General features: G+C 59.8%; 23 protein-coding genes. 14 read left to right on the top strand and 9 right to left on the bottom strand.

Annotated features, from left to right (window positions below; genetic code table 11):
- The first annotated feature begins 195 nt into the window (after nucleotides 1–195).
- Nucleotides 196–1,035 carry a UTP--glucose-1-phosphate uridylyltransferase GalU gene (galU, locus tag J1G37_RS24005; RefSeq protein ID WP_003212579.1) on the top strand — a complete coding sequence of 280 codons (840 nt, stop codon included), beginning with the start codon at nucleotides 196–198 and terminating at the stop codon, nucleotides 1,033–1,035.
- Between the two features lie 106 nt (nucleotides 1,036–1,141).
- On the top strand, nucleotides 1,142–2,500 hold the full coding sequence (gorA, locus tag J1G37_RS24000) for a glutathione-disulfide reductase (protein WP_207045769.1): 1,359 nt from the start codon (nucleotides 1,142–1,144) through the stop codon (nucleotides 2,498–2,500).
- Here gorA and J1G37_RS23995 read toward each other — a convergent pair whose 3' ends face one another.
- Nucleotides 2,501–3,508 (bottom strand): DNA-binding protein, encoded by a 1,008-nt coding sequence (locus J1G37_RS23995; RefSeq protein ID WP_207045767.1) that lies wholly within the window; start codon nucleotides 3,506–3,508, stop codon nucleotides 2,501–2,503.
- Nucleotides 3,509–3,678: 170 nt separating this feature from the next.
- Here J1G37_RS23995 and J1G37_RS23990 point away from each other — a divergent pair, with 170 nt between their 5' ends.
- The 3 genes from J1G37_RS23990 to ahpF all read left to right on the top strand — a co-directional run bounded on the left by J1G37_RS23990 (nucleotide 3,679) and on the right by ahpF (nucleotide 6,998).
- Nucleotides 3,679–4,611, top strand: a complete 933-nt coding sequence (locus J1G37_RS23990; RefSeq protein ID WP_207045765.1) for a site-specific integrase — start codon at nucleotides 3,679–3,681, stop codon at nucleotides 4,609–4,611.
- A gap of 145 nt (nucleotides 4,612–4,756) precedes the next feature.
- Nucleotides 4,757–5,320, top strand: coding sequence for an alkyl hydroperoxide reductase subunit C (ahpC, locus tag J1G37_RS23985; protein WP_010210361.1), 564 nt, complete (start codon nucleotides 4,757–4,759; stop codon nucleotides 5,318–5,320).
- Between the two features lie 121 nt (nucleotides 5,321–5,441).
- Nucleotides 5,442–6,998 carry an alkyl hydroperoxide reductase subunit F gene (ahpF, locus tag J1G37_RS23980; RefSeq protein ID WP_207045763.1) on the top strand — a complete coding sequence of 519 codons (1,557 nt, stop codon included), beginning with the start codon at nucleotides 5,442–5,444 and terminating at the stop codon, nucleotides 6,996–6,998.
- A 63-nt stretch (nucleotides 6,999–7,061) separates the two neighbouring features.
- Here ahpF and gloA read toward each other — a convergent pair whose 3' ends face one another.
- Nucleotides 7,062–7,583 carry a lactoylglutathione lyase gene (gene gloA, locus J1G37_RS23975; RefSeq protein WP_207045761.1) on the bottom strand — a complete coding sequence of 174 codons (522 nt, stop codon included), beginning with the start codon at nucleotides 7,581–7,583 and terminating at the stop codon, nucleotides 7,062–7,064.
- A 178-nt stretch (nucleotides 7,584–7,761) separates the two neighbouring features.
- Here gloA and J1G37_RS23970 point away from each other — a divergent pair, with 178 nt between their 5' ends.
- Entirely contained in the window at nucleotides 7,762–8,298 is a 537-nt protein-coding gene (locus J1G37_RS23970; protein WP_207045814.1) for a DUF4946 domain-containing protein, read from the top strand.
- Between the two features lie 108 nt (nucleotides 8,299–8,406).
- Here the strand turns inward: J1G37_RS23970 and J1G37_RS23965 are convergent, their stop codons facing one another.
- From J1G37_RS23965 to J1G37_RS23955, 3 genes are all read right to left on the bottom strand, one after another.
- Nucleotides 8,407–8,772: a histone-like nucleoid-structuring protein, MvaT/MvaU family gene (locus J1G37_RS23965; RefSeq protein ID WP_124524701.1), complete on the bottom strand. Its 366-nt coding sequence runs from the start codon at nucleotides 8,770–8,772 to the stop codon at nucleotides 8,407–8,409.
- 197 nt (nucleotides 8,773–8,969) lie between these two features.
- The gene (locus tag J1G37_RS23960; RefSeq protein ID WP_207045759.1) at nucleotides 8,970–10,511 is read right to left on the bottom strand and encodes an EAL domain-containing protein; all 1,542 of its coding nucleotides are present in this window, start codon (nucleotides 10,509–10,511) and stop codon (nucleotides 8,970–8,972) included.
- Between the two features lie 91 nt (nucleotides 10,512–10,602).
- Nucleotides 10,603–11,493, bottom strand: coding sequence for a LysR family transcriptional regulator (locus J1G37_RS23955; RefSeq protein ID WP_207045757.1), 891 nt, complete (start codon nucleotides 11,491–11,493; stop codon nucleotides 10,603–10,605).
- A 77-nt stretch (nucleotides 11,494–11,570) separates the two neighbouring features.
- Between J1G37_RS23955 and J1G37_RS23950 the strand changes: the two genes are divergently transcribed.
- The 7 genes from J1G37_RS23950 to J1G37_RS23920 all read left to right on the top strand — a co-directional run bounded on the left by J1G37_RS23950 (nucleotide 11,571) and on the right by J1G37_RS23920 (nucleotide 20,355).
- On the top strand, nucleotides 11,571–12,494 hold the full coding sequence (locus J1G37_RS23950; protein WP_207045755.1) for an EamA family transporter: 924 nt from the start codon (nucleotides 11,571–11,573) through the stop codon (nucleotides 12,492–12,494).
- 245 nt (nucleotides 12,495–12,739) lie between these two features.
- Complete coding sequence (hppD, locus tag J1G37_RS23945; protein ID WP_207045753.1) at nucleotides 12,740–13,816, top strand: 4-hydroxyphenylpyruvate dioxygenase; 1,077 nt, start codon at nucleotides 12,740–12,742, stop codon at nucleotides 13,814–13,816.
- 542 nt (nucleotides 13,817–14,358) lie between these two features.
- Nucleotides 14,359–14,919: a hypothetical protein gene (locus tag J1G37_RS23940; RefSeq protein ID WP_207045751.1), complete on the top strand. Its 561-nt coding sequence runs from the start codon at nucleotides 14,359–14,361 to the stop codon at nucleotides 14,917–14,919.
- Between the two features lie 91 nt (nucleotides 14,920–15,010).
- Complete coding sequence (locus J1G37_RS23935) at nucleotides 15,011–15,802, top strand: fimbria/pilus periplasmic chaperone (RefSeq protein ID WP_207045749.1); 792 nt, start codon at nucleotides 15,011–15,013, stop codon at nucleotides 15,800–15,802.
- A gap of 34 nt (nucleotides 15,803–15,836) precedes the next feature.
- A complete protein-coding gene (locus J1G37_RS23930; protein ID WP_207045747.1) occupies nucleotides 15,837–18,491 on the top strand; it encodes a fimbria/pilus outer membrane usher protein in 2,655 nt (884 codons plus the stop codon).
- A 98-nt stretch (nucleotides 18,492–18,589) separates the two neighbouring features.
- Nucleotides 18,590–19,609 (top strand): fimbrial protein, encoded by a 1,020-nt coding sequence (locus J1G37_RS23925; RefSeq protein ID WP_207045745.1) that lies wholly within the window; start codon nucleotides 18,590–18,592, stop codon nucleotides 19,607–19,609.
- A 32-nt stretch (nucleotides 19,610–19,641) separates the two neighbouring features.
- Entirely contained in the window at nucleotides 19,642–20,355 is a 714-nt protein-coding gene (locus J1G37_RS23920; protein ID WP_207045743.1) for a molecular chaperone, read from the top strand.
- Nucleotides 20,356–20,368: 13 nt separating this feature from the next.
- On the opposite strand, the gene rarD is transcribed toward J1G37_RS23920, so the two are convergent.
- The 3 genes from rarD to J1G37_RS23905 all read right to left on the bottom strand — a co-directional run bounded on the left by rarD (nucleotide 20,369) and on the right by J1G37_RS23905 (nucleotide 23,382).
- Nucleotides 20,369–21,250, bottom strand: coding sequence for an EamA family transporter RarD (gene rarD / locus J1G37_RS23915; RefSeq protein WP_207045741.1), 882 nt, complete (start codon nucleotides 21,248–21,250; stop codon nucleotides 20,369–20,371).
- A gap of 137 nt (nucleotides 21,251–21,387) precedes the next feature.
- A complete protein-coding gene (locus J1G37_RS23910) occupies nucleotides 21,388–22,398 on the bottom strand; it encodes an aldo/keto reductase (RefSeq protein WP_207045738.1) in 1,011 nt (336 codons plus the stop codon).
- 81 nt (nucleotides 22,399–22,479) lie between these two features.
- The gene (locus tag J1G37_RS23905) at nucleotides 22,480–23,382 is read right to left on the bottom strand and encodes a LysR family transcriptional regulator (protein ID WP_207045736.1); all 903 of its coding nucleotides are present in this window, start codon (nucleotides 23,380–23,382) and stop codon (nucleotides 22,480–22,482) included.
- Between the two features lie 101 nt (nucleotides 23,383–23,483).
- On the opposite strand from J1G37_RS23905, the gene J1G37_RS23900 reads away from it, so the two are divergent.
- Entirely contained in the window at nucleotides 23,484–24,188 is a 705-nt protein-coding gene (locus J1G37_RS23900; RefSeq protein WP_207045734.1) for an SDR family oxidoreductase, read from the top strand.
- 111 nt (nucleotides 24,189–24,299) lie between these two features.
- On the opposite strand, the gene J1G37_RS23895 is transcribed toward J1G37_RS23900, so the two are convergent.
- A complete protein-coding gene (locus tag J1G37_RS23895) occupies nucleotides 24,300–25,610 on the bottom strand; it encodes an MFS transporter (RefSeq protein WP_207045732.1) in 1,311 nt (436 codons plus the stop codon).
- Nucleotides 25,611–25,761: the final 151 nt, after the last annotated feature.

Here is a 25,761-nt window from a genome sequence, read left to right as displayed (position 1 = left end):
CAGGCCCTGGAAATACTGGGGCGCCAGCGGTTTTTTCAGCGCTGGTGAGGAGGCTCTTCGTAAGATAAGTGGAACTTACGTCGGGATTTTTTCTCTATGATGACATCGCAACGCCAGCAGGACCCATTGTAAGGTGACTGCGGCCTGATTAGACTGCGCCGAATTCCGTACGCACAGCCCTTTGTAAGGACTTATATGATCAAGAAATGCTTGTTCCCAGCAGCCGGTTACGGCACTCGCTTCCTGCCAGCGACCAAAGCCATGCCTAAAGAGATGCTGCCGGTGGTGAACAAGCCACTGATTCAGTACGGCGTCGAAGAGGCACTGGATGCCGGCCTGAACGAAATCTCCATCGTGACCGGTCGCGGTAAACGCGCACTGGAAGACCACTTCGACATCAGCTACGAGCTGGAAAACCAGATCAAGGGCACCGACAAGGAAAAATACCTGGTTGGCATCCGCAAGCTGCTCGACGAGTGCTCGTTCTCCTACACCCGCCAGACCCAGATGAAAGGCCTTGGCCACGCGATCCTGACCGGCCGCCCGCTGATCGGTGACGAGCCGTTCGCCGTGGTACTGGCGGACGACCTGTGCGTCAATCTGGAAGGTGACGGCGTGCTGACCCAGATGGTCAAGCTGTACCAGAAATACCGTTGCACCATCGTTGCCGTTCAAGAGGTTGATCCTCAAGAAACCAACAAGTACGGCGTAATCGCCGGCGACGACATTGGTGATGGCCTGATCCGCGTACGTGACATGGTTGAAAAACCGGCGCCGGAAGATGCCCCGTCGAATCTGGCGATCATCGGTCGTTACATCCTGACTCCGGATATCTTCAAGCTGATCGAAGAAACCGAGCCAGGCAAGGGCGGCGAAATCCAGATCACCGACGCCTTGCTCAAGCAAGCCAAAGACGGTTGCGTGATTGCCTACAAGTTCAAAGGCCGTCGTTTCGACTGCGGTGGTGCTGAAGGCTACATCGAAGCAACCAACTTCTGCTACGAGCACTTCTACAAGACTGGCAAGGCATACTGATTCACGGTTGCCATACCGGTTTTAAGCGAAAGCCACCTTCGGGTGGCTTTTTCGTTTTTCAGTACCCTGTAAGTCGGTATGCTGATGTCCTGCCGAGGAGAGTGAAATGGCCTACGATTTTGACTTGTATGTAATTGGCGCCGGTTCCGGCGGTGTTCGCGCAGCGCGTTTTGCTGCAGGGTTTGGTGCCAAGGTGGCCGTTGCCGAAAGCCGCTACCTGGGTGGCACCTGCGTAAACGTGGGCTGCGTGCCGAAAAAGCTCTTGGTGTACGGCGCGCACTTTGCCGAAGACTTCGAGCAAGCCAGCGGCTTTGGCTGGTCGCTGGGGGAGGCGAACTTTGATTGGGCGACCCTGATCGCCAACAAGGACCGTGAGATCAATCGCCTCAACGGTATCTATCGCAACCTGCTGGTCAACAGTGGTGTGACCCTGCACGAAGGGCACGCGCGTATGACCGGCCCGCACGAGGTCGAGATCAATGGCGAGCGCTTCAGCGCCAAACATATCCTCATCGCCACGGGCGGCTGGCCGCAGATCCCGGAGATTCCGGGGCGCGAGCATGCGATCGGTTCCAACGAGGCGTTTTTCCTCAAGGCGCTGCCCAAGCGCGTGCTGGTGGTAGGCGGTGGCTACATTGCCGTTGAGTTCGCGGGGATTTTCCATGGCCTGGGTGCGAAAACGTCGCTGCTGTATCGCGGCGACCTGTTCCTGCGCGGCTTCGATGGCGCGGTGCGCACCCATCTCAAGGAAGAGCTGACCAAGCGCGGTCTGGATTTGCAGTTCAATGCCGATATCGAACGCATCGACAAGCAAGCCGACGGCAGCCTGAAAGCAACCTTGAAAGACGGTCGCGTGCTGGAGGCGGATTGCGTGTTCTACGCCACTGGCCGGCGCCCGATGCTGGATAACCTGGGCTTGGAAAACACCGGGGTCAAACTCGACAAGCGTGGTTTTGTCGAAGTGGACGACCTGTACCAGACGGCCGAACCGTCGATCCTCGCCATTGGTGATGTGATCGGTCGCGTACAGCTGACGCCGGTTGCCCTGGCCGAAGGCATGGCGGTGGCGCGTCGCTTGTTCAAGCCTGAGCAATATCGCCCGGTGGACTACGCGATGATTCCGACGGCGGTGTTCAGTCTGCCGAACATCGGCACCGTGGGGCTGACGGAAGAAGAGGCGAAGGAGAAAGGGCACAACGTGCAGGTCTTCGAAAGCCGCTTCCGCCCAATGAAGCTGACCCTGACCGAGTGCCAGGAAAAAACCCTGATGAAGCTGGTAGTCGATGCCGACACCGACAAGGTGCTGGGTTGCCACATGGTCGGCCCGGATGCCGGCGAAATCGTCCAGGGTCTGGCGATTGCGCTCAAGGCGGGCGCGACCAAGCGGCATTTCGATGAAACCATCGGCGTGCATCCTACGGCGGCGGAAGAATTCGTCACCATGCGCACGCCTGTAGCGGGCTGATCAGGCGTCTGGCGTTGCCTCTGGTGCCGTTGCAACGACGGCGGCCAGGCGCAACGCCTCGATGCTGGCCTGGGCCTTGATCAGGTCCAGCTCCAGCGTCTTGTTCACCTGCTGATGTTCGGCCAGCGCCTCCTGGCGCGACTGGCACTCCAGCACGGCCACACGCAAACGCTCCTGAAGCAGGCTGCGTTCGCCCTCTATCTGGTTCACCTGTTCGTTCAACTTGAGCTGCTGGGCCTGGTCCTTGCGGGCCTGCTCCTGCGCGGTCGCCAACTCCTTGGTGGTGACCCGGTGCTCGATCAACAGCCGCTCGTTATCGCGGTGCAGCTGGGTGATTTCATCCTGGCGCACCATGGCGCTCTGCTGGGCCTGGCGTAGCTCCGCCTGCACCTGTTGCAGCTGGCCTTCATGGCGGCGCTGTTCTTGCTCGCGCTGCTCCTTGATGGCATTGCGGTAATGCTCCAGGGCGTCGCGGGCGTGCAGGTGTTTGTCTTCCAGCGAGCGGATCTGTTCGTCCTTGTCATTGATGCGCAGTTCGTAATCGCTACACGCCTGACTGAGGCCGGCGTTGCGGGTTTGCTCGGTCTGCAGGCTGGTGCTGGTGGTTAGCAGGGCGGCGCTTTCTTCGGCCAGGGCGGCGGCCTGGATATCAAATTGCTGCTTGAGCTGGCCGTGGGCAGTTTCCAGGGTTTCTGCCTGGGCGAGCAGGGCGGTTTTCTGTTGCTCGAATTGCGCCTGGGCCAGGTCGATGGGCTCTTGGGCTTTCTCTTTCAAGCGTTGTGCCAGTCGCGCTACCAGCTCGCCCAGCTCATCGTCGAGCGGCGCCTGGGTGATGGTGAGGCGCGATTCGCTATCGTCCAACTCCTTCAAATAGCGGTGAATCGTAGTCTTTGAGCCGGTATTGCCCATTTCGATGCGTACGGCATCGATGCTCGGGTTCTCGCCGCGGGCGAGGATCGCCAGACGTGCCGTTTGAACGACTGCTTTGTTTATGCCGCCACGCGCCATGAGGTCTCCGTCGATTTAGTACTGTGGTACGTAGTATGTAGATACGTACTATATCACGAATATAAACTCGTTAAAATTCATGATCTAACAGATGGGATATTGGCGTATTATCCCGTGTCATACGCATTTTGACCGCGTATACGCCCGTCAGCAGTACGAATAGGCCTCCCATGAGCGATCTGGACCGTTATCTCAATGCCGCCACCCGCGACAACACGCGGCGCAGCTATCGCGCGGCCATCGAACACTTCGAAGTGAGTTGGGGCGGCTTCCTGCCGGCCACCAGCGACAGCGTCGCGCGTTACCTGGTGGCCCATGCGGGCGTGCTGGCCGTCAACACCTTGAAGCTGCGGCTCTCGGCGCTGGCGCAGTGGCACACCAGCCAAGGCTTTCCCGACCCGACGAAAGCGCCAGTGGTGCGCAAGGTGCTCAAAGGGATACGGGCCGTGCACCCGGCACAGGAGAAGCAGGCCGAGCCATTGCAACTCAAGCATCTGGAGCAAGTGGTGGCTTCGCTGGCGACGGAGGCGCAAGAGGCCGCCCAAGCCCATGACCAACCGCGCTTGCTGCGTGCAAAGCGCGACACTGCGTTGATCTTGCTGGGCTTCTGGCGCGGCTTTCGCAGCGATGAGTTGTGCCGCCTGCAGATCGAGCATGTGCAAGCCACGCCCGGCGCCGGCATCAGCCTGTATCTGCCGCGCAGCAAAAGCGACCGCGACAATCTCGGCAAGACCTACCAGACCCCGGCGCTACTGCGCCTGTGTCCGGTGCAGGCCTACAGCGAATGGCTCAGCGCCTCGGCGTTGGTGCGCGGCCCGGTGTTTCGTGGGATTGATCGCTGGGGCAACTTGGGGGAGGAGGGGCTGCACCCCAACAGCGTGATCCCGCTGTTGCGCCAGGCGCTGGAGCGCGCAGGTATCGCCGCCGACCTTTACACCAGCCACTCGCTGCGCCGGGGCTTTGCGACCTGGGCCCACCGCAGCGGCTGGGATCTCAAGTCGTTGATGAGTTACGTCGGCTGGAGCGACATGAAATCGGCCATGCGCTATGTTGAAGCGACGCCCTTTCTCGGCATGACCTTGGCGACGCAACCGCTGCTTTAAGATTTCTTCTATTAATACAGTTACCTGATAGGGAAAACCAATCGCGAGCATCAGGTTTGCCAATGAGCCATCGGCGTAGAGAGTGGGTAGGATTCACCCCATCAACTTGTTAAGCCCTTCTACAAAACCTGACGGAGAATCAACGATGCCTATCATCAACAGCCAAGTAAAACCGTTCAAAGCTACCGCCTACAAAAACGGCAACTTCGTAGATGTGTCTGACGCTGACCTGAAAGGCAAGTGGTCCGTGGTGTTCTTCTACCCAGCCGACTTCACCTTCGTTTGCCCAACCGAGCTGGAAGACCTGGCCGACAACTACGCCGAATTCCAGAAACTGGGCGTCGAGATCTACAGCGTTTCCACCGACACCCACTTTGCCCACGCAGCCTGGCACAACACTTCGCCAGCCATCGGCAAGATCCAGTACACCATGATCGGCGACCCGACCCTGACCATCTCCCGCAACTTCGACGTACTGATCGAAGAAGCTGGCCTGGCAGATCGCGGTACGTTCGTGATCAACCCAGAAGGTCAGATCAAGATCGTTGAACTGAACGACGGCGGTGTTGGCCGTGACGCTTCCGAGCTGCTGCGCAAAATCAAAGCCGCTCAGTACGTTGCTGCCCACCCAGGCGAAGTGTGCCCAGCCAAGTGGAAAGAAGGCGAGGCTACCTTGGCTCCGTCCCTGGACCTGGTTGGCAAGATCTAAGTCTGTGAAGCACCTCAGGGCGGAATACACCGCACCTTAAGTAAGCTGCATCCGCCCTCAAAAACGCCCGGGCGATATTCGCTCGGGCGTTTTTTTACCCAGAATTAAAGGAATCGCCCGTATGTTGGACGCCAATCTTAAAGCTCAGTTGAAGTCATACCTGGAACGGGTCACCCAGCCGATCGAGATCGTCGCCTCCCTCGACGACGGTGCGAAATCCCAGGAAATGCTTGCCCTTTTGCAGGACGTTGTCAGCCTCACCACGCTGATTACCCTGAAAACCGATGGCAACGATGCGCGCAAGCCATCGTTCTCCATCAACCGCCCGGGTGCCGAGATCAGCCTGCGTTTTGCCGGCATCCCGATGGGCCATGAATTCACTTCGCTGGTGTTGGCCCTGCTGCAAGTCGGTGGCCACCCGTCGAAGGCCAGTGTCGAAGTGATTGAACAGATCCGCGCCCTCAAAGGCGAGTTCAGCTTCGAGACGTACTTTTCGCTGTCCTGCCAGAACTGCCCGGACGTGGTCCAGGCACTGAACCTGATGGCCGTGCTCAACCCTAACATCCGCCACGTCGCCATCGACGGCGCGCTGTTCCAGGCAGAAGTGGATGAGCGCCAGGTCATGGCGGTACCCAGCGTCTACCTCAACGGTGTGAACTTCGGCCAAGGCCGCATGGGCCTGGAAGAAATCCTCGCCAAGCTCGACACCAGCGGCATCGAAAAAGCCGCCGAGAAAATCAGCGCCAAAGACGCGTTTGATGTGCTCGTCATCGGTGGTGGCCCAGCCGGTTCGGCTGCTGCTATCTACGCAGCACGTAAAGGCATCCGTACCGGTGTCGCCGCCGAGCGTTTTGGTGGGCAAGTGCTGGACACCATGTCCATCGAGAACTTTATCTCGGTGCAGGAAACCGAAGGGCCGAAACTGGCCAGCGCCCTTGAGGCCCATGTGCGTCAGTACGACGTGGACATCATGAACCTGCAGCGCGCCAGTGCTCTGGTGCCGGCGAAGAACCCGGGTGAGTTGCACGAAATCCGCTTCGAAAGCGGTGCGACCCTCAAATCCAAGACCGCGATCCTGGCCACCGGTGCGCGCTGGCGTGAAATGGGCGTGCCGGGCGAGCAGGAATACAAGGCCAAGGGCGTGTGCTTCTGCCCGCACTGCGACGGTCCGTTGTTCAAAGGTAAGCGCGTGGCGGTGATCGGCGGCGGTAACTCCGGCGTTGAAGCAGCCATCGACCTGGCCGGCATTGTCAGCCACGTGACCTTGCTGGAGTTTGACAGCAAGCTGCGTGCGGATGCGGTGTTGCAGCGCAAGCTGTTCAGCCTGCCGAACGTCGACGTGATTACCAGCGCGCTGACCAGCGAAGTCAAAGGTGATGGTCAGAAAGTCACTGGCCTGGCGTACAAGGATCGCGACAGCGGTGAGTTCAAGACGGTCGATCTGGAAGGCATCTTCGTGCAGATCGGTCTGTTGCCGAACACTGACTGGCTCAAAGGCACTGTCGAGCTGTCGCCTCGCGGCGAGATCATTGTCGATGCCCGTGGCGAGACTTCACTGCCAGGCGTGTTCGCCGCCGGTGACGTCACCACGGTGCCGTACAAGCAGATCGTGATTGCGGTGGGCGAGGGCGCCAAGGCTTCCCTCAGTGCTTTTGATCACTTGATCCGCACCTCGTAAGTTGCCTGGCTGAAATGAAAAACCCCATGAGTGATCATGGGGTTTTTTTATTGCGCGGGACTTTTACAGCGGTGCGGGCTGGATAATCTCGACCCAGTACGCATCCGGGTCCTTGATGAAGGCCAGGCTCTTCATGCGGCCATCGCTCAGGCGCTTCTGGAAATCACAGCCCAGGGCTTCGAAGCGCGCGCAGGCGGCGACGATGTCCGGCACGGAAATGCAGATATGGCCAAAACCACGCGGGTCGGTGTTGCCGTTGTGGTAGGCAAAGTCAGCGTCGTTTTCGGTACCGTGGTTGTGGGTCAACTCCAGGATGCCGGGGATCGACTTCATCCACTGCGTGCGCTCAGCCGCATCGGCCGGGATCTGGGCCTTGTCCACCAGCGCCAGGAAGTACAGGCTGAATTCGGCTTCCGGGAAATCGCGTTTCTCAACCAGGGAGAAACCCAGGACGCGGGTATAGAAGTCCAGCGATTTTGTGATGTCCTTGACCCGCAACATCGTGTGGTTGAACACGAAGTTCGACGTGGCGGTGTCCGGTTGGGCGGTGACGCCCGGGAAAGTGTTCAGTTCGTGCAGGCTCATGGGCCCTCCAGAAAAAATGGGGCAAAGCGGTCCCTTGGCTTGCGGCAAGCATCCGTGCAGCCGGGTCATGATACGCAAGGGCCGGCCAGTGCGCCAAATGAAAAAGGTCACGCCGGCCTTGCAGCCCATGGGGGGCGGGGCTCAAACTTTGGTGCTGGAACCCTGGGTGTTTTTCGCAATGATCGAATTTCGCAAACCGTTGTTGAGTGCCGTGTGTGTGCTGTTGGCTAGTCCGTGGGTGCTGGCGGCCGAGCCGGAAATTCATTGGCCCAGTGGCTGGCAGGTTGAAGAAGTGGTGCCGGACGGCGAGGCGCCGGCAACGCCCGCTGTCGTATCACGTCAACGCGCGATCAAGAACGATGAAAATGGCACGACCTTGATGGTCATGGAGTTGACCGCTACACCGATTGAAACCGGGCACAAAGTTAATCTTCCAGGCGTGTTGCTGGAAATGCGCAAATCCATCCAGAAAGAGTTTGCCCAAGGCGGTTATCAAAGTGTGTGTAGCAAAATGCACCCAACGACATTGAGCCGTCTTGATGCGCTGGAAACTACTTGCGTGATTACCGAAAACGGGCGGCATGTGCTTTCGCAAACATTGGTGGGCGCAGTTGATATCGAAAAAGCGTATGTTTTTTCTTATGCCGGGCAGGCGCAAGCCTACGAGACCAGCAAGGAGGAAGTCACTTCGGTGCGCGACAGCTTGAAACTTTGAAGGCGTTGCAGAGGGCGAATTTGAACAAAGTGAACTGTTAGTTAAGTTCGTTAACGAACCTGCAAAAAAAGCCCCGCGTGTGCGGGGCTCTTTGTTAGTGCGGTCTGATCAGCCGCGCAGCCAGGAATCTACAGTGGCAGCGCCGTACTGTTCTTTCCAGGCTTTAAGGCCGCGGTGGTTGCCGCCCTTGGTCTCGATCAACTCACCGGTGTGCGGGTTGTGGTAAACCTTGACCACGCGCGCGCGGCGCTGTTTAGGGGCGGCGGCAACAGCTGCACCGGCCTTGCCTGGGTTAGGGTCGAGGATGGAGATGATGTCACGCAGGCTTTTGCCGTAGCTTTTCATCAGCGCTTGAAGCTTTTCTTCAAATTCGATTTCTTTCTTCAGGCCAGCGTCATTCTTCAGGGTTTCCAGCTGGGCCAGCTGTTCTTGAAGGGCTTTTTCTGCTGCGCGAAATTCGGCGAGTCTGGACAAAATCTGTACTCCAATAATGTAGTTGGCTGATATCAACTGCAGGCAAAGCTATAAGCCAAAAGCTTTAAGGTGGCTCAAAAAAAGAGGCCTTTCTGCGTGTTTTGCACCGGCAGAAAAAATTGTAGTAGTTAATCCACCGGGAGTAAATAACGTCTTTGTCTAAATAAGATTATTTCATGATGTTAATCTGTGGCTATTCAATGGCGCGCCAGGGACGCGGTGAATTCATCGCAGGGTAACGGCCGGCCGAACAGATAGCCCTGCAGGAAATCTACGCCTTGTGCCGCCAGGTACTCGCATTGCTCGGCTGTTTCCACACCTTCTGCGACTATGCCCAGGTCGAGCTTGCCGGACAATTCTATGATGCTGTCGAGAATATGCCGCGAGAGTGCATCTACACCGATCATGGCGACAAAGCTTTGATCGATTTTCAAGTAATCAACATTGAAGTTGCGCAAGTAACCCAAGCTTGAATGGCCAGTGCCGAAGTCATCAATAGCGATCAGCACCCCTAATTGGTGCAGGGCATCGAACAACTGGCGGGTGATATCGGTCGGCGTGATCAATTCGCGTTCGGTCAACTCCAGCACCAACGTGACTTGGCCAGGCGCGAAGGCGGCGAGAAACTCACGGCAATCTTGCACCAGGTCCAAGTCCTGGCAATGGCGTGCGGTGATGTTCACACCGATGTGGAACCCCGGACAAAAGCGCCCGGCATGGGGCGCCAGTTGCGCAGCGGTCTGGCGCAGCAACGAGCGGGTCATGGGGACGATCAGGCCGGAATGCTCGGCCAAAGGAATAAACAAGTCCGGGCGTACGAGGCCTTCCTTCGGATGTTGCCAGCGCATCAAGACTTCACAGCCCGCCCATTCGCGGGTATCGCCACGCACCACCGGTTGGAAATAGGGAATGAACTCGTTTGCGGCCAATGCCCGTTGCAGTTCATGGGTCGGCGCCGAAGAACGCTTTTGCAGCCAATGCGCGAGGAGGCCGGCCAGTATGCCGAAGAACACCAGCAGGCTGAAGAAACCCGGGTAGCGAGCCTCCATGTAACGCCACACTTCGCCTGCCGGCATACCGGCTTCCACGCTGTAGTCATAGCGCGTCGACGCCAAGTGCTGATGGGCCACGGCAAACTGCGGCACAGCGGTGTCGCGCACCTTGCCATCAGCCCCCAGCCAGTGCGGGCCGACTTGCAAGACCAACTGCGCGTAGCGGCTGATCAGGCGCAGAGCGTTAGTCAGGTGGTAGCCATCAATCGAGGCAAACGCCGCTTGATCACCCTCTACCAGCCGGTAAACCAGCAATGCGGTATCGGGCGTGACCGGGTTGCCATTCATCAGCCACAGGCGGCCGTCCACGTAGTCTTCCGGGTTGACCTTCGACGCGTAGGTATCCCCAAACAGCGAGCTGCAATAGATGTTCTTCTGCCAGGACAAGGTCGTTGCGCGCACAAATGGCCGGCGCGTAACCTGCTCGCGCAGCGCCAGTTGTGCCGCACTGTCACACGGCTGGCCCGCTAGCGGCAGCAGGGCCTGGGCAGCAAGAGCGGTGTTGTCGAGCATCAGGTCGAATTGGCGCACGGCTTCATGGGCGGTTTGCGCGGTGCTTTGTTGAAGGCTGCGTTCGGCCTGCCAGTACAGGATCACCACGCCGAGGGCGATCGGCAACACGGCGCTGAGGGATGTGATCAGGTAGCGACTGGCGCGGTTTCGCGGGCTGTTGAGAGTCAGGGGCATTGGGGGCACGGCCTGTTGCAGTATGAAAAAAACGCCGGAGGGCACATCAGCTTGATTCGATGATAGTTGGCCGGGCCAGAATTAGCTTGCCCTACCTAGCCGTTCGGTCAGTAGGAGTATGAACCCCTTGTGCCAATTGGATAAACGCCAGGGTCGCAGGTGATGACTGACGTCGGTCCAATACCGCCAGCCCGATGGGGCTGGCGATTGCTGGGGCGAGAGGGCGGGCCACGTAGCGTGGGTCCGCCACTTGAGGCAATGAACCCTCAGCCACCAGGCTCACACCGTCGCCTCGGCTCACCGCTTCAAGCGTACTTAACAACTGAGCACAGCGAAAACGCACTTTCGGCACCAGCCGTGCCCTGTTGAACAGCCCAACCACCAGTTCCGCCGAGCCGGCCTCGGTCAGGATAAATGGGTCGTCGCACAAGGCCTCCAACGCGATGGCCGGGCGAGACGCCAGCGGATGGTCGGCAGGCAGCAGCGCCACCAACTGATCCTCGAACAACGTAAACGTGTCGAAACGCTCCTGTTCCATTACCACAAACCCAACGTCGATGCGCCGCTCGTCCAGCCACTGCATTACTTGGCGATCCGGGCCTTCATCGATATGCACCTCGATCCCTGGATACGCCAGGCGAAAGCGCGCCAGGATAGGCGGCAGCAACCGATTGGAGGACGTGGGCCCAAACGAGCCGATGCGCAGCGTGCCGCGTTTCATCCCGCGGGCATCGGCAGCCTCTTGTTGCAGGGTGTTGGCCAGGCCGAGTATGGCCCGGGCGCGCAGCAGCAGTTGCTGGCCGATGTCACTGAGTTCGACCTGGGATTGGTGACGGCGGAACACTTCCACCCCCCATTCCTGTTCCAGCGCCTTGATGGCGTGGGACACCGCCGATTGGCCGATGCCCAGGCGGTGGGCCGCACTGGTAAAACCTTGCAGCTCGGCCACCAGGGAGAAAATTTCAAGTTGGGTCAGGGTCATGAACAATCACTCATTTTACGATGATCGAGTATTAGTCGAAGAATACGCCAGTCCTTCCACCACCCGAGCATTTATTGATGAAGTTGTCCGCAGACCACCGCACTTACTGGAAACTCGCGGCCGTGACGATGATCTGGGGCGGCACTTTTGTCGCCGGTCGTTACCTGGCCGCGAGTGTCGATCCGCTGTTGGCGGCCAGCCTGCGCTTTGTCGCGGCGAGCCTGGCGTTGTTGTTGTTCATGCTTTTTGCGCGCATCCCTCTGGCGTGCCCGGGCCCGGCGCAACTGTTGCGGCTGGCGTGGTTGGGCTTCTGCGGGATTTATGTCTACAACCTGTGTTTTTTCTATGGCTTGCAGTCCATCAATGCGTCGCGGGCGTCGCTGATCGTCGCGTTGAACCCGGCCGTGATCGGGCTGGCGTCGTGGCTGTTGTTCAAGGAGCGTTTCAGCCGGGCCAAAGGGTGGGGCATTGCCCTGTGCCTGGGCGGCGCTGCGACCGTGATCGTCAGTCGAAACCCCCAGTTGCTGCAAGGTGGTGCGCATGCCTGGCGGGGTGACCTGTTGATTTTCGGCTGTGTGGTGGGGTGGGGCGTGTACTCGCTGTGTTCTCGGGGGTTGAACCACAGCCTGGGGCCGTTGCAGACGGTGACATGGTCGATTCTGTTGGGCACGGCGATGCTGGTGATCACCACGCTTGCCACGGGGCGCATGACGGTAGCAGGGCTCAGCGCACTTCATTCGCCCCAGGTGTTCAGCCTGCTGTACCTCGGAGTGCTGGGCTCGGCCCTGGCGTATATCGGTTATTACGATGGACTGCGTCGCATCGGCGCCACCCGCGCCGGCGTGTTCATCGCACTCAACCCGCTGACAGCAGTGGTGTGCGGCGCGTTGTTGCTGGGCGAGCCGTTGACCTGGCCGATGCTCGGCGGCGGCGCGGTGATCCTGTTCGGTATCTACCTGTGCAATAAACCCCTTGCACAGGCCAGGCCGATGGGGATTTGATAAGAGTACGGACAAATACGGTTACGCTGTGTAGAATCGATTTACGCATACAAGAATATGGACTTGCGCTCACGCAAGCCTCGGCCGTCAGAGACTGATGCAACCATGAAGCTACTGGGCTCCCCCCTCATCTTTGGTGACTTCCTCGCCCGCACTGTGCGAGGCCTTTCCTGTGCGCCGCCATCCGACCTCATCCTTGCTCGCAATTAACCCTGTGTTTATGACAAGAATGATGAGGTGCCACCATGGCAGATCTATACGAAAACCCAATGGGCCTGATGGGCTTTGAATTCATCGAGTTCGCCTCGCCGACGCCGGGCACCCTGGAGCCGATCTTCGAGATCATGGGCTTCACCAAGGTTGCAACCCACCGCTCCAAGAACGTCCACCTGTTCCGCCAGGGCGAGATCAACCTGATCCTCAACAACGAACCCAACAGCATCGCCTCCTACTTTGCCGCTGAACACGGCCCGTCGGTGTGTGGCATGGCGTTCCGCGTCAAGGACTCGCAACAAGCCTACAACCGCGCGCTTGAGCTGGGCGCCCAGCCGATCCATATCGAAACCGGGCCGATGGAACTGAACCTGCCGGCCATCAAGGGCATCGGCGGCGCGCCGCTGTACCTGATCGACCGTTTCGGCGAAGGCAGCTCGATCTATGACATCGACTTCGTGTTCATCGAAGGCGTGGACCGCAACCCGCAAGGCGCCGGCCTCAAGGTCATCGACCACCTGACCCATAACGTGTACCGCGGCCGCATGGCCTACTGGGCCAACTTCTACGAAAAACTGTTCAACTTCCGTGAAGCGCGCTACTTCGACATCAAGGGCGAATACACCGGCCTGACCTCCAAGGCCATGAGCGCCCCGGACGGCATGATCCGCATCCCGCTGAACGAAGAATCGTCCAAGGGCGCGGGCCAGATCGAAGAGTTCCTGATGCAGTTCAACGGGGAGGGCATCCAGCACGTGGCGTTCCTCACCGAAGACCTGGTCAAGACCTGGGACGCGCTGAAGAAGATCGGCATGCGCTTCATGACCGCGCCGCCAGACACCTACTACGAAATGCTCGAAGGCCGCCTGCCGAACCACGGCGAGCCGGTGGACCAGTTGCAGGCACGCGGCATCTTGCTGGACGGTTCGTCCATCGAAGGTGACAAGCGCCTGCTGTTGCAGATCTTCTCGGAAACCCTGATGGGGCCGGTATTCTTCGAATTCATCCAGCGCAAGGGCGACGATGGGTTTGGCGAGGGCAACTTCAAGGCGCTGTTCGAGTCCATCGAGCGTGACCAAGTGCGGCGTGGTGTTTTGACGGCTAACTAATCGTCACACAGTACGAAAAAAGCCCGGTAGAAGAGGCCTTCTACCGGGCTTTTTTTTTCATGCCAATAAATGGGCTAGACCGGGACTGCAATCGAAGTTCACAGAGAGGACTAGGTGCTAGGAAGTGTCCTGCACGATGACGTAAAGAAAGCCTACGGCTAGGCCTATTCTGACATGACGCTTGGCGCCAATGATCGTGACTGAATGTTTCGCGGCATTATCAAATCGCTACGAAACTCCGGCGATGAACTCTCTATAAGGGATAGGGGCGCCCCTTCCACATATACCAATCATGCCCGGCGCTGACGCGCCAATGCTTGAGCCCTTTCACCATCACTGCCGATCAGTCCCCATTGAATGCCAACAAGCGGCGGGCTCGACCCTGTCCGGTCAAATGTGTGAGTAAACAAATTGAAATACCTCGCCAATGAAAAATCTGGAACGCTTTTCGACGTTTTTTCCACAGTACATCAGACGCATCTTAAGGCGGTTTGCGTCGTTTTCACCCACTCATCAAACTCAATATCCTAGGAAGCGTAACCATGAAAAAACACACACTGGCTGCAGCGTTCATGACCATTTTCGGGCTCTGCGCCGGTTCGGCATCTGCCGCCGACGGCACCATCAGCATCACGGGTGCTATTACCGGGACCACCTGCACCATCAGCGGTGGCACCGGCGCCGCGCCGGGTTCGGGGGCCAACTTTCCAGTGGTTCTGAACACTGTTCAAACCACTTCGCTGGCTTCCGCCGGCCAGACCGCTGGGGCTAAGCAGTACTTCATTCACGTCGGCGGTGCGTCCTGCCCGGAAGGCACCCAGGTTGCAGTGCTCTATGAGGCCACCAGCCCGGCGATCAACCCGGCCACAGGCAACCTGAAAAACCTCGCATCCGCCACGCCGGCAACTAACGTCGAAGTGCAAATCGTCGATGGTGCGGTGAACACTCCAATGGACCTGCGTACCGGCAACACCGCGACAACCGCCACTGTTTCCGGTGGTGTCGCGTCCATGCCGTTCTACGCGCGCTACATCGCTACCGGCGGCGGCGCTGGCCAGGGCCTGGTCAGCACCAACGTGCAGTACACCGTTACCTTCCCTTGATCAAGTTGGGTTGACCTACATCCCACTTGCAGCATGAGCGCCCGCCCGACGATCTGTCGGCGGGTGCCTTCACTTGATCCAGGAAAGCGCAATGCTTAACTTCTCAACCTCTTTACATCATCACGTGTTGAAGGTCACTTTGGGGCTGGTCATGGCGCTGGTTTCTCAAGTGCTCAGCGCGGGGGTGGTCATCGATGGCTCACGACAGATCTACCCGGAGCACCGTCGCGAAATCACCGTTCGATTGACCAATGACGATCAAACCGCACCTCGCTTGGTCAAGGCCTGGCTGGACAACGGTGGCAGCGACCAGAGCCCGGAGACGAGCGATGTTCCCTTTAGTCTGTCCCCACCGGTATTCCGCCTGGACTCCGGCAAAAGCCAGGTCATGCGGCTGTCCTACACTCGGCAACCGCTGCCAGCGGACCGAGAGTCCGTGTTCTGGCTCAATGTCCTGGAGGTGCCTCCCTCGGCCAACGAATTTGATCCGGCGCTTGAAGAGGGCAATCGCAACCAGCTGCGCTTCGCGTTTCGCATTCGCACCAAAGTGTTTTTCCGTCCCGCAGGTCTGCCCGGAACGCCGGAAGGTGCTCATGAACAGCTGCGCTGGACGCTGGATCGCAACGCCAAAGAGCCTGCCTTGGTTGTGCACAACCCATCGGCCTATCACGTGACGTTCAACGACGTAGCACTGGCAATGGGTGCAGCCCCCGGCGCGAAAAAGTTTGCCGTCGATTCGGGCATGGTCGAACCACGCGCCACCTTGCGTTTGCCAGTGCGCCAGGCCCTACCTCGCGTGCCCGCTGATGCGCAGGTTGACTTTGCCTATATCAATGATTTTGGTGCGTTTTCTGCGCCGATACGCGCTGCACTCCAACGCTGATCCCCGACCCTCTGTACTCACCGAAGTAATGACCATGCATGATAACGTCCATGTCAGGCCCCATCGTCACGCCCCTGTTTTACCGTTCAAGCGACGTAAGTTGATGCTGGGCGGCCTTTTCAGCGCCGCGCTGATGTCGCCCGAGATTTCTTTTGCGTCCGCATCGAGTTTCGATCTGGATGCGTTCTCCCCGGCGCAAGGAGAAATGGTTGATACCACGCGTTTCAATGCCAGCAATGCTATGAGCCCTGGCACTTATCGCGTGGACATCATCGTCAATGGCCAGCCTGTAGGCCGTCGAGACTTGGACTTCAAGCTGCCCAACGAAGCCGCAAGCGCGCAACCCTGCCTGACCCAGGAGATGCTTGAGCAACTGGGCATCGCGATGGACAAGGTTGAGACCACGGGTTCGCAGGCGCTGCACGGCCAATATTGCGGCGATCTGGGGCAATGGGTTCCGCTGGCCAGCAGCAGTTTCGATGTTTCTACGCTTGAGTGGAGTGCAAGCGTGCCACAAGCCTATATGCAGCGCTCGCGCAGGGGTTATATCGACCCGGCCTATTGGGATGAAGGGATTACCGCCGGGCTGCTCAATTACAACTTCAGTACCTCGGCCGTGACCGAGGGCAAGGGGCAGGATCGTGCTTACCTGGGGCTCAATGCGGGGCTCAACCTGGGCGCTTGGCGCCTGCGGCACCAAGGCGCGCAAGCGTGGGACAACCCCAACGGCTTGCAGACCTACCAGAACACCGCCACCTATGTGCAGCGCAGCATCGCGCCCCTTGAGTCCCAATTGACCGTCGGCGACACGTTCAGCAACGGCCAGATCCTCGAGGGTGTGCGGGTACGGGGTGTGACCCTGGCAACAGACACACGCATGTTGCCACAATCACAGCAGGGCTATGCGCCGCAGGTGCGTGGCATAGCCGAAAGCAACGCAACCGTCACGATCAGCCAGAACGGCTACACGATTTATGAAACGACGGTGGCTCCCGGCCCGTTTGTCATCGACGACTTGAACGCCACAGGGCAGGGCGGCGACCTGACCGTGAGCGTGACCGAAGTTGACGGTCGTCGTAATACTTTCGTGGTGCCGTACTCAGTGGCGCCACAGCTGTTAAGGGAAGGGGCGACCCAGTACAGCGTGACCGCGGGGCGGGTGCAGCAAAGAGGTGTAGCGGACAATAAAGAACCGATTCTGCAGGGCACGTTGCAGCATGGCCTCAGCGATTATCTGACCGCATACGGCGGTAGCACGCTGGCCGAAGAATACACCCAGGGCAAATTGGGTGTGGCCATCGGCACGGCACTGGGGGCATTTTCCCTGGATGGCAGCCTATCGAGTACCGGCGTGCAAGATCAGGGGCAGCTGTCGGGGCGCAGTTTTGGCCTGGGCTACAACAAAACCCTGCACGCCACCGGCACTCACCTGGCCATGGGCGCTTATCGCTTCTCCACCGAAGGCTACTTGAGCCTGCCCGACGCACTCAACGTGCGTGACCTGGCGCGGCGCGGGCAGGACACCCTGGCCTACGCCCGGCAAAAGAGCCGGCTCGACCTGACGATCAACCAAAAACTCGGCGACGGGACATTGAGCCTGTATGCCAGCTCAGTGGATTACTGGCGCCAGCAACAGGGCCGGCAGACCTCGTTTACCGCCAGTTATGGCTCAACCTGGAACACCATCGGCTGGAACCTCTCGGCGCAACGTTCGCGGGTCCAGGACACCCAGCAACTCACCGGCCGGGAACAAAGCGATGAAGTGTTTTTTGGCCGAAATGGTCAGCTAGGAAAGGTCGACAACCGCTTCATGCTGACGTTGTCCATGCCACTGGGTAAGGAAAGCAACGCTCCGAGCGTCTACGCCTCACTGTCACGCGACACCGGTGACAACCGCGGCAGTCAGCAGCAAGTCGGCATCAATGGGTTGGTGGGCGATAACGCCGAGGGTAACTATGGCATCTCGGCCAGCCGGGCCATCAGTGGTGACAGCCGTTCCACCCAGGCAAATGCTTACGCTGGCTACCGCACCGATGTCACCAGCCTGCGCGCTGGCTACGGGCAGACACGCGACAGTTCCCAGGTGTCGTTTGGCGCCGACGGCGGCGTAGTCGTCCATGGAGGAGGCATCACCTTTGCACAAAGCCTGGGCGAGGCGTCTGCCCTGGTCCATGTGCCGGGCGCGGAGGGTGCGACGCTCGGCACCGGCAGCGCTACGCGTATCAACCGCGGAGGCTACGCGGTAGTGCCCTCGCTTACTGCTTTCCAGAGCAATCCGATCAGTGTTGATCCAGAAGGCATGTCGATGGATGTAGAGCTACGGGAATCAACGCGCAACGTCGTGCCAACCCTGGGCGCCCTGTCGTTGGTGACGTTCGAGACCAACAGCGGGCGTGCGGTAGTGCTCAAGGCCCGCCGCGAAAACGGTAAACCACTGCCGTTTGCGGCTCAAGTGTTCGATGAGCATGGGCGTGAAGTCGGAGTGATTGGCCAAGCGAGCAAAGCCTTTGTGCGCGGAGTTGCCGACACCGGGTCTTTGACCGTGAAGTGGAGCGAGGCGATCGATGGGCAATGCCGGATCAGCTATCAGTTGGCGCCCCAGGAAAAAGCGACGCGTCAGGCGAGTGCTGAAATGCTGCAAGGGTTGTGTGTGGATTCGTCAGCCGGGTTAGGAGTCAGCAAACTGTGATTTTTTCGTATGTTTTGAAGGACGGTGCAGGAGTGCGGCAAATGATGGGGCTTGATCGTGTGAGGTTAGCGTCGCGGGCCAAACACTTGAGTGTTGGCATGCTGATGCTTCTTGCAACGATGGTGTCGTCGCAGGTGTTTGCCAGGGGCAAATGTGACCCTACCGCAGCATCAGTCTTACCTGCATTGACGTTGACGGTTGCGCCGAACCACCCGGTGGGCCAGGTTATCGGGGCGTCCGGTGGGTACGCGTTCGGTCCCACGGCCGGTTATGCCATGAGGTGTACCTACGTCGAATGGCCGTTCCAATACTACGCCGGGTCAAACATCCGATTGCTCAGCAGTGCGTATTCGGGCCGTACGTTCAACTCGGGGGGCGTGAGCATGCCGGTGTACAACACGTCGGTGCCGGGTGTCGGCTTTGCCATGATGGCCAAGGACCCTAACTATCCGTTCAAGGCCGTCAGCCATAATCAGGTGGAACTGTACGGCAGGACCCACAACAAGCCGCAGTTCTGGGGCCTGGATGGCCGCGTATTCTTTGTAGCCACCGGCCCGGTCTCGGCTGGGACAATATCGTCGCAGCAGCTCGCCAGTTTCATCATCTCCGATGCCGACATCACATCCCCAGGGTTTCATAGCGTCATGCTGAGTACTGTTCACATCAGCCCACCCGCCAAGCCCACATGCCGGGTAACCACTACGGCGGTCGTTCTGCCACTGGGGCAAGTACCGATCAGGAGCTTCGGTGCTGTCGGCAGCACTGCCGGTAACGTCAGTCGAAACATCAGCCTCAGTTGCGCGGGAGGGGGAGGAGGTACGCGCGACGTATTTATTACGGTCACCGACCAGACCCAACCGTCCAACCGGAGCACGACCCTCACGCTGAGCAGTGATTCGAACGCCAAGGGCGTCGCCGTGCAACTGTTGCGCGGTGGCACGTTGATCAGCTATGGCGCCGACTCCGCGACGGTCGGCAATCAGAACCAATGGTTCGTGGGGAGCACGGGCAATGGTACGGTCACCATCCCCATATCGGCCCGCTACTTGCGAACCGCGCAAGGTATTTCGCCCGGGACCGCCAACGGTCGAGCGACTTTTACCATGGCCTATCGTTGATGGCCGGGGCTTGGCACAGGCTCAGTGCAGGTGTGTTGCTCATTGCCGCGGCACTGTCGGCACACGCGGAAATTGTCATCGATCGAACCCGCGTGATCTACACGGACGGGGCCAGGGAGGTCACCGTCAACCTGAAAAACGAAGCGGATGGCCCGCGACTGGTACAACTCTGGATTGATCAAGGGGATGCCCAGCGCGAGCCGGAGGTCACGGATGTGCCGTTTACCATTACTCCGCCGATCACCCGCATGGACGCGGGTAAGGGCGCTGCGCTGCGCCTGTTTTTTAATGCCACCGGGCATGAGCCGCTGCCGACGGATCGCGAATCACTGTTCTGGCTCAACGTATTGGGCATTCCGCCTTCGGGGGAGGCACAAGAAGACAAGGCCGGCCAGATCTACTTCGCGTTCCGTACGCGGATCAAGCTGTTCTTGCGCCCCGCGTCACTGCGCCCTGTGGCCAATGAAGCGCCCGATGCATTGCAATGGCGGGCTGCGGGTGATTCGTCCGTGCACGTCACCAACCCTGGCCCGTACCATGTCACCTTGACGAGCATCACCTGGGCTAACCCTATGGGTGAATTCAGTACGGATGATCCACCGATGCTCGGGCCGTTCGCGTCGGCAACCGTGCCGTTGTCCAAGACCGGCAACGCCCCGCCCAGCAAGCAACAGCTGGCTTTCACCACCCTGGATGACCGGGGTAACACGCAAAGCCATCAAGCCGTGGTAGCCGCCCGGAAATGACACGGGTGGCCCATCACGCCTTGCGCTGGCGCATCAGGTGCTTGAAGCCCTCGTAGACCAACACCATCACCGCCAGCCAGATCGGGATATAGGTCAGCCACTCGCCCGCCTTGATGCCCTCACCCAGCAACAGCGCCACGCCCAGCAACAACACTGGCTCAACGTAGCTGAGCAACCCAAACAGGCTGAACGCCAACAACCGACTGGCAATAATGTAGCTCACCAACGCCGACGCACTGATAACCCCTAGCGTGGGAATCAACGCGTACAGCTTGGGCTGCGCGTCCAGCACAGCAAAACCCTGCTCGCCGTTTTGCACAAACCACCACGCCACCGGCAGCATCAGCGCCATATCCAGCCAGAGCCCGCCCAGGTGGTCAGTCTTGAGGAATTTGCGCACCACGAAATAAACCGGGTAACCGATGATTACCACCAGCGTCGCCCAGGAAAAACCACCGGCCTGGTACAACTCGTTCAGCACCCCAAGTCCCGCAAAAAACACTGCCAGTTGTTGCAGGCGCGACAGTTGCTCACCCCAGACCAGGCGCCCGGTCAGCACCATGGTCAGCGGCAACAGGAAGTAACCCACCGACACATCCAGGCTGCGGCCGTTGAGCGGCGCCCACATGAACAACCACAACTGCACCCCCAGCAACGCTGAAGAAACCAGCACGCCCGCGATCAACTTCGGCTTGGCCGCCAACACCCGCAGCAGCTCCCACACCCGCCGCCATTCGCCGCTGACCACCATGAACACCGTCATGCAGGGCACAGTCAGCAGCATGCGCCAGCCGAAAATTTCCAGGCCGCTCAAGGGCGTGAGCAGTGACGTGAAGTAATACATCACGGCAAACAACACCGAGGCCAACACCGATAACACCACACCTTTAGACACGCAGTCCTCGCGAAAACCGATTGATACAAGAGAGGAGGGGATTATGGAGCTTTTGGCGTGAGAGGGTTGCGCTGTTTTGGGGCATTTTTCGGGAAAATTTCTCGCTGCCCTCCCTCAGAGCACAGCGAGAAAGAAGGTCATGGACGCGCGATTCGGCCCGAGACGAAATGGCTGATATCGTTGAACCCCGGCGTGGACGAATGCCCCGGCGTAACCAACGTATCGATAAACGCTTCATCCTCAGCCGTGATCTGCACATCCAGCGCGCCGGTGTAGGCATCCCACTGCGCCTCGGTACGCGGCCCGACGATCGCCGAACTCACCGCCGCGTTGTTCAGCACCCAGGCAATCGCAAACTCCACAATCCCCACGCCGCGCCCTTGGGTGTACTGCTGGATCTGCTGGGCAATGCGCAGCGACTCCACGCGCCATTCGGTTTCGAGAATACGTTTGTCCTGGCGCGCGGCGCGGCTGCCGGCCTCAGGCGTGACATCCGGCGCATATTTGCCACTGAGGACACCCCTGGCCAACGGGCTGTACGGCACCACGCCCAAACCGTAGGCTGCCGCCGCCGTGATCTGCTCGACCTCGGCCTGGCGGTTGACGATGTTGTACAGCGGCTGGCTGATCACCGGCTTGTCCACGCCCAGGCGCTCGGCCACGCGAATCACTTCGGCGATGCGCCAGCCACGGTAGTTGGACAGCCCCCAATAACGGATCTTGCCCTGGCGGATCAGGTCGCCAATCGCCGACACCGTGACCTCCAGCGGCGTGTCGTGGTCTTCGCGGTGCAGGTAGTAGATGTCCAGATAGTCGGTGTCGAGACGGCTGAGGCTGGCTTCCAACGCGTTGAAGATACGCTTGCGGCTCAGGCCGCTGCGGTTGGGCAAGCCGTCCGCTGGGCCAAAGCCAACTTTGGACGCCACCACCCAATCCTGGCGATGGCGGGCAATGGCTTCGCCCACCAGCTCTTCGGAGCGGCCAGCGGTGTAGACGTCCGCCGTGTCGATAAAGTTGATGCCCTGGTCCCAGGCCTTGTGGATGATGCGCAGCGAGTCCTCGGTGCTGGTCTGTTCGCCAAACATCATGGTGCCCAGGGTCAAGGCGCTGACTTTCAACCCGGACTGGCCCAACGTGCGATAAATCATGGATAACTCCTCCTGATCGTGAAACGTGAGCCATGCAATACCAGACTCGAACGCTCTGGAACAAGCCCTGCACGGGTTTTTTCATGCACTCAGCAAGGCCTGGCAACGCGCCTGTAAAAAACGCTGCAACACTTTCACTCGTTCCGACACCTGCAGCCGGTGGGGGCACATCAGGTTGAAGGGCGCTGGTTCCCCCTGCCAGCCCTCGAACAACGGCACCAGCCGGCCGGCCGTGATATCACCGACGACATCGAGCCGTGCCTTGTAGGCAATGCCGTGCCCGGCCAAGGCCCAGCGGCGCACGATCTCACCGTCGTCGCTGAGAAAATCCCCGCTCACCTCGACCTCCTGCACCTGCGTGCCCCGATGAAAGCGCCAGGTCTTGCTCACCTGGCCCTGGCGCATATAGCGCAGCGCGCTGTGCCGGGCCAGGTCCATGGGCTCAAGCGGCGTACCGTGGCGTGCCAGGTAAGCGGGGCTGGCGCAGGCGACGCGGCAGTGCTCGGTGGCGATGGGCAGCGCCACCAGGCTGGAGTCCTGGGGCACTCCAAACCGCAGGGCGATGTCCACGGTGTCGCGGAACAGGTCGGCATTGCTGTCGTTGAGCAGCAATTGCAGGCGGATATTCGGGTGCTCGGCCTTGAATTCATCCAGCCAACCCAGCAGCACATTGCGTCCGAAATCCGACGGCGCCGCCAGTTGCAACAAACCGCTGAGGCCCTGGCTTTGCTGCTTGAGCGCCAGTTCACCTTCGGCCAAGGCCGCCAATGCCACGCGCACGCTGTCGAGGTAGCGCCGGCCTTCTTCGGTCAGGCGCATGCTGCGGGTGGAGCGGGCCAACAGGCGCATGCCCAAGCGGGTTTCCAGGCGCTTCAAGGCAATGCTGGCCGCCGCCGGGGTGAGGCCAAGCCCACGGGCGGCGGCAGACAAGCTGCCCGTGTCAGCGGTACGCACGAAGACTTCAAGGTCGAGAATCGAGCTCACTTGTAAAAATCCTTTAAAGATCTTGTCGTTTTACCGGGATTTTTCGCTGATTGCCAAGCTGGGAAGATGAACGCTCACTTTTTCAGCCAGGACATTTCTCCATGACTTCTTCCCTTAATGGCAAAACCGTCATCGTCATCGGCGGCAGCAGCGGCATTGGTGCCGCCGTGGCCAAGGCCGCCGCTGCCCGAGGCGCGCAGGTGGTATTGGCCGGGCGGCGCCTGGCATCGGGTGGTGAAAACGGCCTGCGCAGCGAGCCGGTGGACGTCACCGACGCTGCCTCGCTGCAACGCCTGTTCGAGGGCGTTGGGCGCTTCGATCATCTGGTCTACACCTCGGGGCCGAGCGTGCGCGCGAAAACCCTGGCCGAGACCGACTTGGACGAAGCCCAGGACAACTTCAACGTGAAACTCTGGGGCGCGTTGCGGGCGATCCAACTGGCGCTGCCTCACCTCGACGCGCGCGGCAGCATCAGCCTGACCTCCGGGCAACTGGGCCGCAAGCTCGTGCCGGGGCAGTTCATCAAGGTCGGCATCAACGCGGCGACTGAAGCGCTGGGCAAGCAATTGGCCAAGGAGTTGGCGCCGCGTCGGGTCAATGTGATCAGCCCGGGGGTGATCGACACGCCGGCGTATGCGGGGTTGGCGGAGGAACAGCGCCTGGCGATGTTCGCCAAGGCGGGCGGCGCATTGCCGGTTGGGCGGGTAGGGCGGGCTGAGGAAGTGGCGGCGGGGTATGTGCTGGCCATGGAGAATGGCTTCATGAGCGGCGCCGTCATCGACATCGACGGCGGCGGCCTGTTGTAACCCCAGAATAAACCTGTGGGGCCCGGCTTGTGTGGGAGCTGGCTTGCCTGCGATAGCATTGGTGAATTCAACACCGCTATCGCAGGCAAGCCAGCTCCCACATTGACCGCATCAGGCCTTGAGGGTGCAGGTCATTCGTAGCGCCAGCACACTGCCGGCCACAATCACCGCTGCCAGCAAGTACAACGCAATATCTGTAGACCCGGTGGCATCCTTCACAAACCCGACGATATACGGGCTGAGGAACCCAGCCATCTGCCCCATCGAGTTGATCAACGCCAAGCCACCCGCCGCCGCGCCGGCACTCAGCATTGCGGTCGGCACCGGCCAGAACATCGGCAGGCCGGTCAGGGCGCCCATCGTCGCGATGGTCAGGCCCAGAATGGCGATGGCCGGCGTGGTGGCGAAATTCACCGCGATCAACAGCCCCACGGCGCCCATCAGCATCGGCACCACCAAGTGCCAGCGACGCTCCTTGCGCAAGTCGGCAGAGCGGCCCACCAGCAACATGAACACCGCCGCCAGCAGATACGGGATCGCACTCAGCCAGCCGATCACCAGGTTATCGCTGAAGCCCAGGTTCTTGATGATCGACGGCAGCCAGAAATTGATCGCGTACACGCCGCTCTGGATGCAGAAGTAGATCAGACCGAAGGCCCAGATCGCCGGGTTCTTGAACACTTCAGCGAGGGAGTCGGTGGTGGTTTTCGGTTTGTTGGCCAAGTCGGTGGCCTGGTCGGCCTCCAGCACGGCACGCTCGTGGGGCTTGAGCCATTTGGCATTGGCGAAGCTGTCGCTGAGCAGGAAGTAGGCGAGGCCACCAAGGATCACGGTCGGCACGCCTTGCAGCAAGAACATCCACTGCCAGCCCGCGAGGCCACCTTGGCCGGCGGCGAAGTGGTTGAGGATCCAGCCGGAGAACGGGCTGCCCAGCAAGCCAGACACCGGGATCGCCGACATGAACAGCGCCATGATCCGCCCACGGCGGAACGTGGGGAACCACTGCGAGAGGTACAGCACCACACCGGGGAAGAAGCCCGCTTCGGCGGCACCGGTAAACAGGCGCAGGGTGTAGAAGTGTGTCGGCGTGGTGACGAACAGCAGGCACGTGGACAACGTCCCCCACACGATCATCATCAGCGCAATCCAGCGCCGTGGGCCGAACTTGGTCAGCGCCAGGTTGCTCGGCACGCCACACAGCACGTAGCCGATGAAGAAGATCCCGGCGCCCAGGCCGTAGACGGTTTCGCTGAACTTCAAGGCATCGAGCATCTGCAACTTGGCAAAGCCAACGTTTACCCGGTCGAGGTAATTGAACAGATAGCAGATAAAGATGAAGGGGATCAGGCGCAGGGTGATGCGCTTGTAGATGGCGTTTTTATCGTCATCGGTGGCCAGTGCGGCAGTGGCGCTCTGTGACATGGCAGTCTCTCTTTATTATGATTTTTTGCGATGCGAGGTTAACGTTGATCGCCCAAACAGTCTCGGCGACGTGACGGGGTACTGTCTTTGTGCCCACGCACAGCGAAGGACCCTTTGCGCTGTGCCAGTGAACAACCACCTTTCAGGAAGT

This window comes from Pseudomonas sp. Marseille-Q1929, assembly GCF_017316265.1.
In the GTDB taxonomy this organism is placed as follows: domain Bacteria; phylum Pseudomonadota; class Gammaproteobacteria; order Pseudomonadales; family Pseudomonadaceae; genus Aquipseudomonas.
This window is presented reverse-complemented; position numbering and strand designations above follow the sequence as displayed.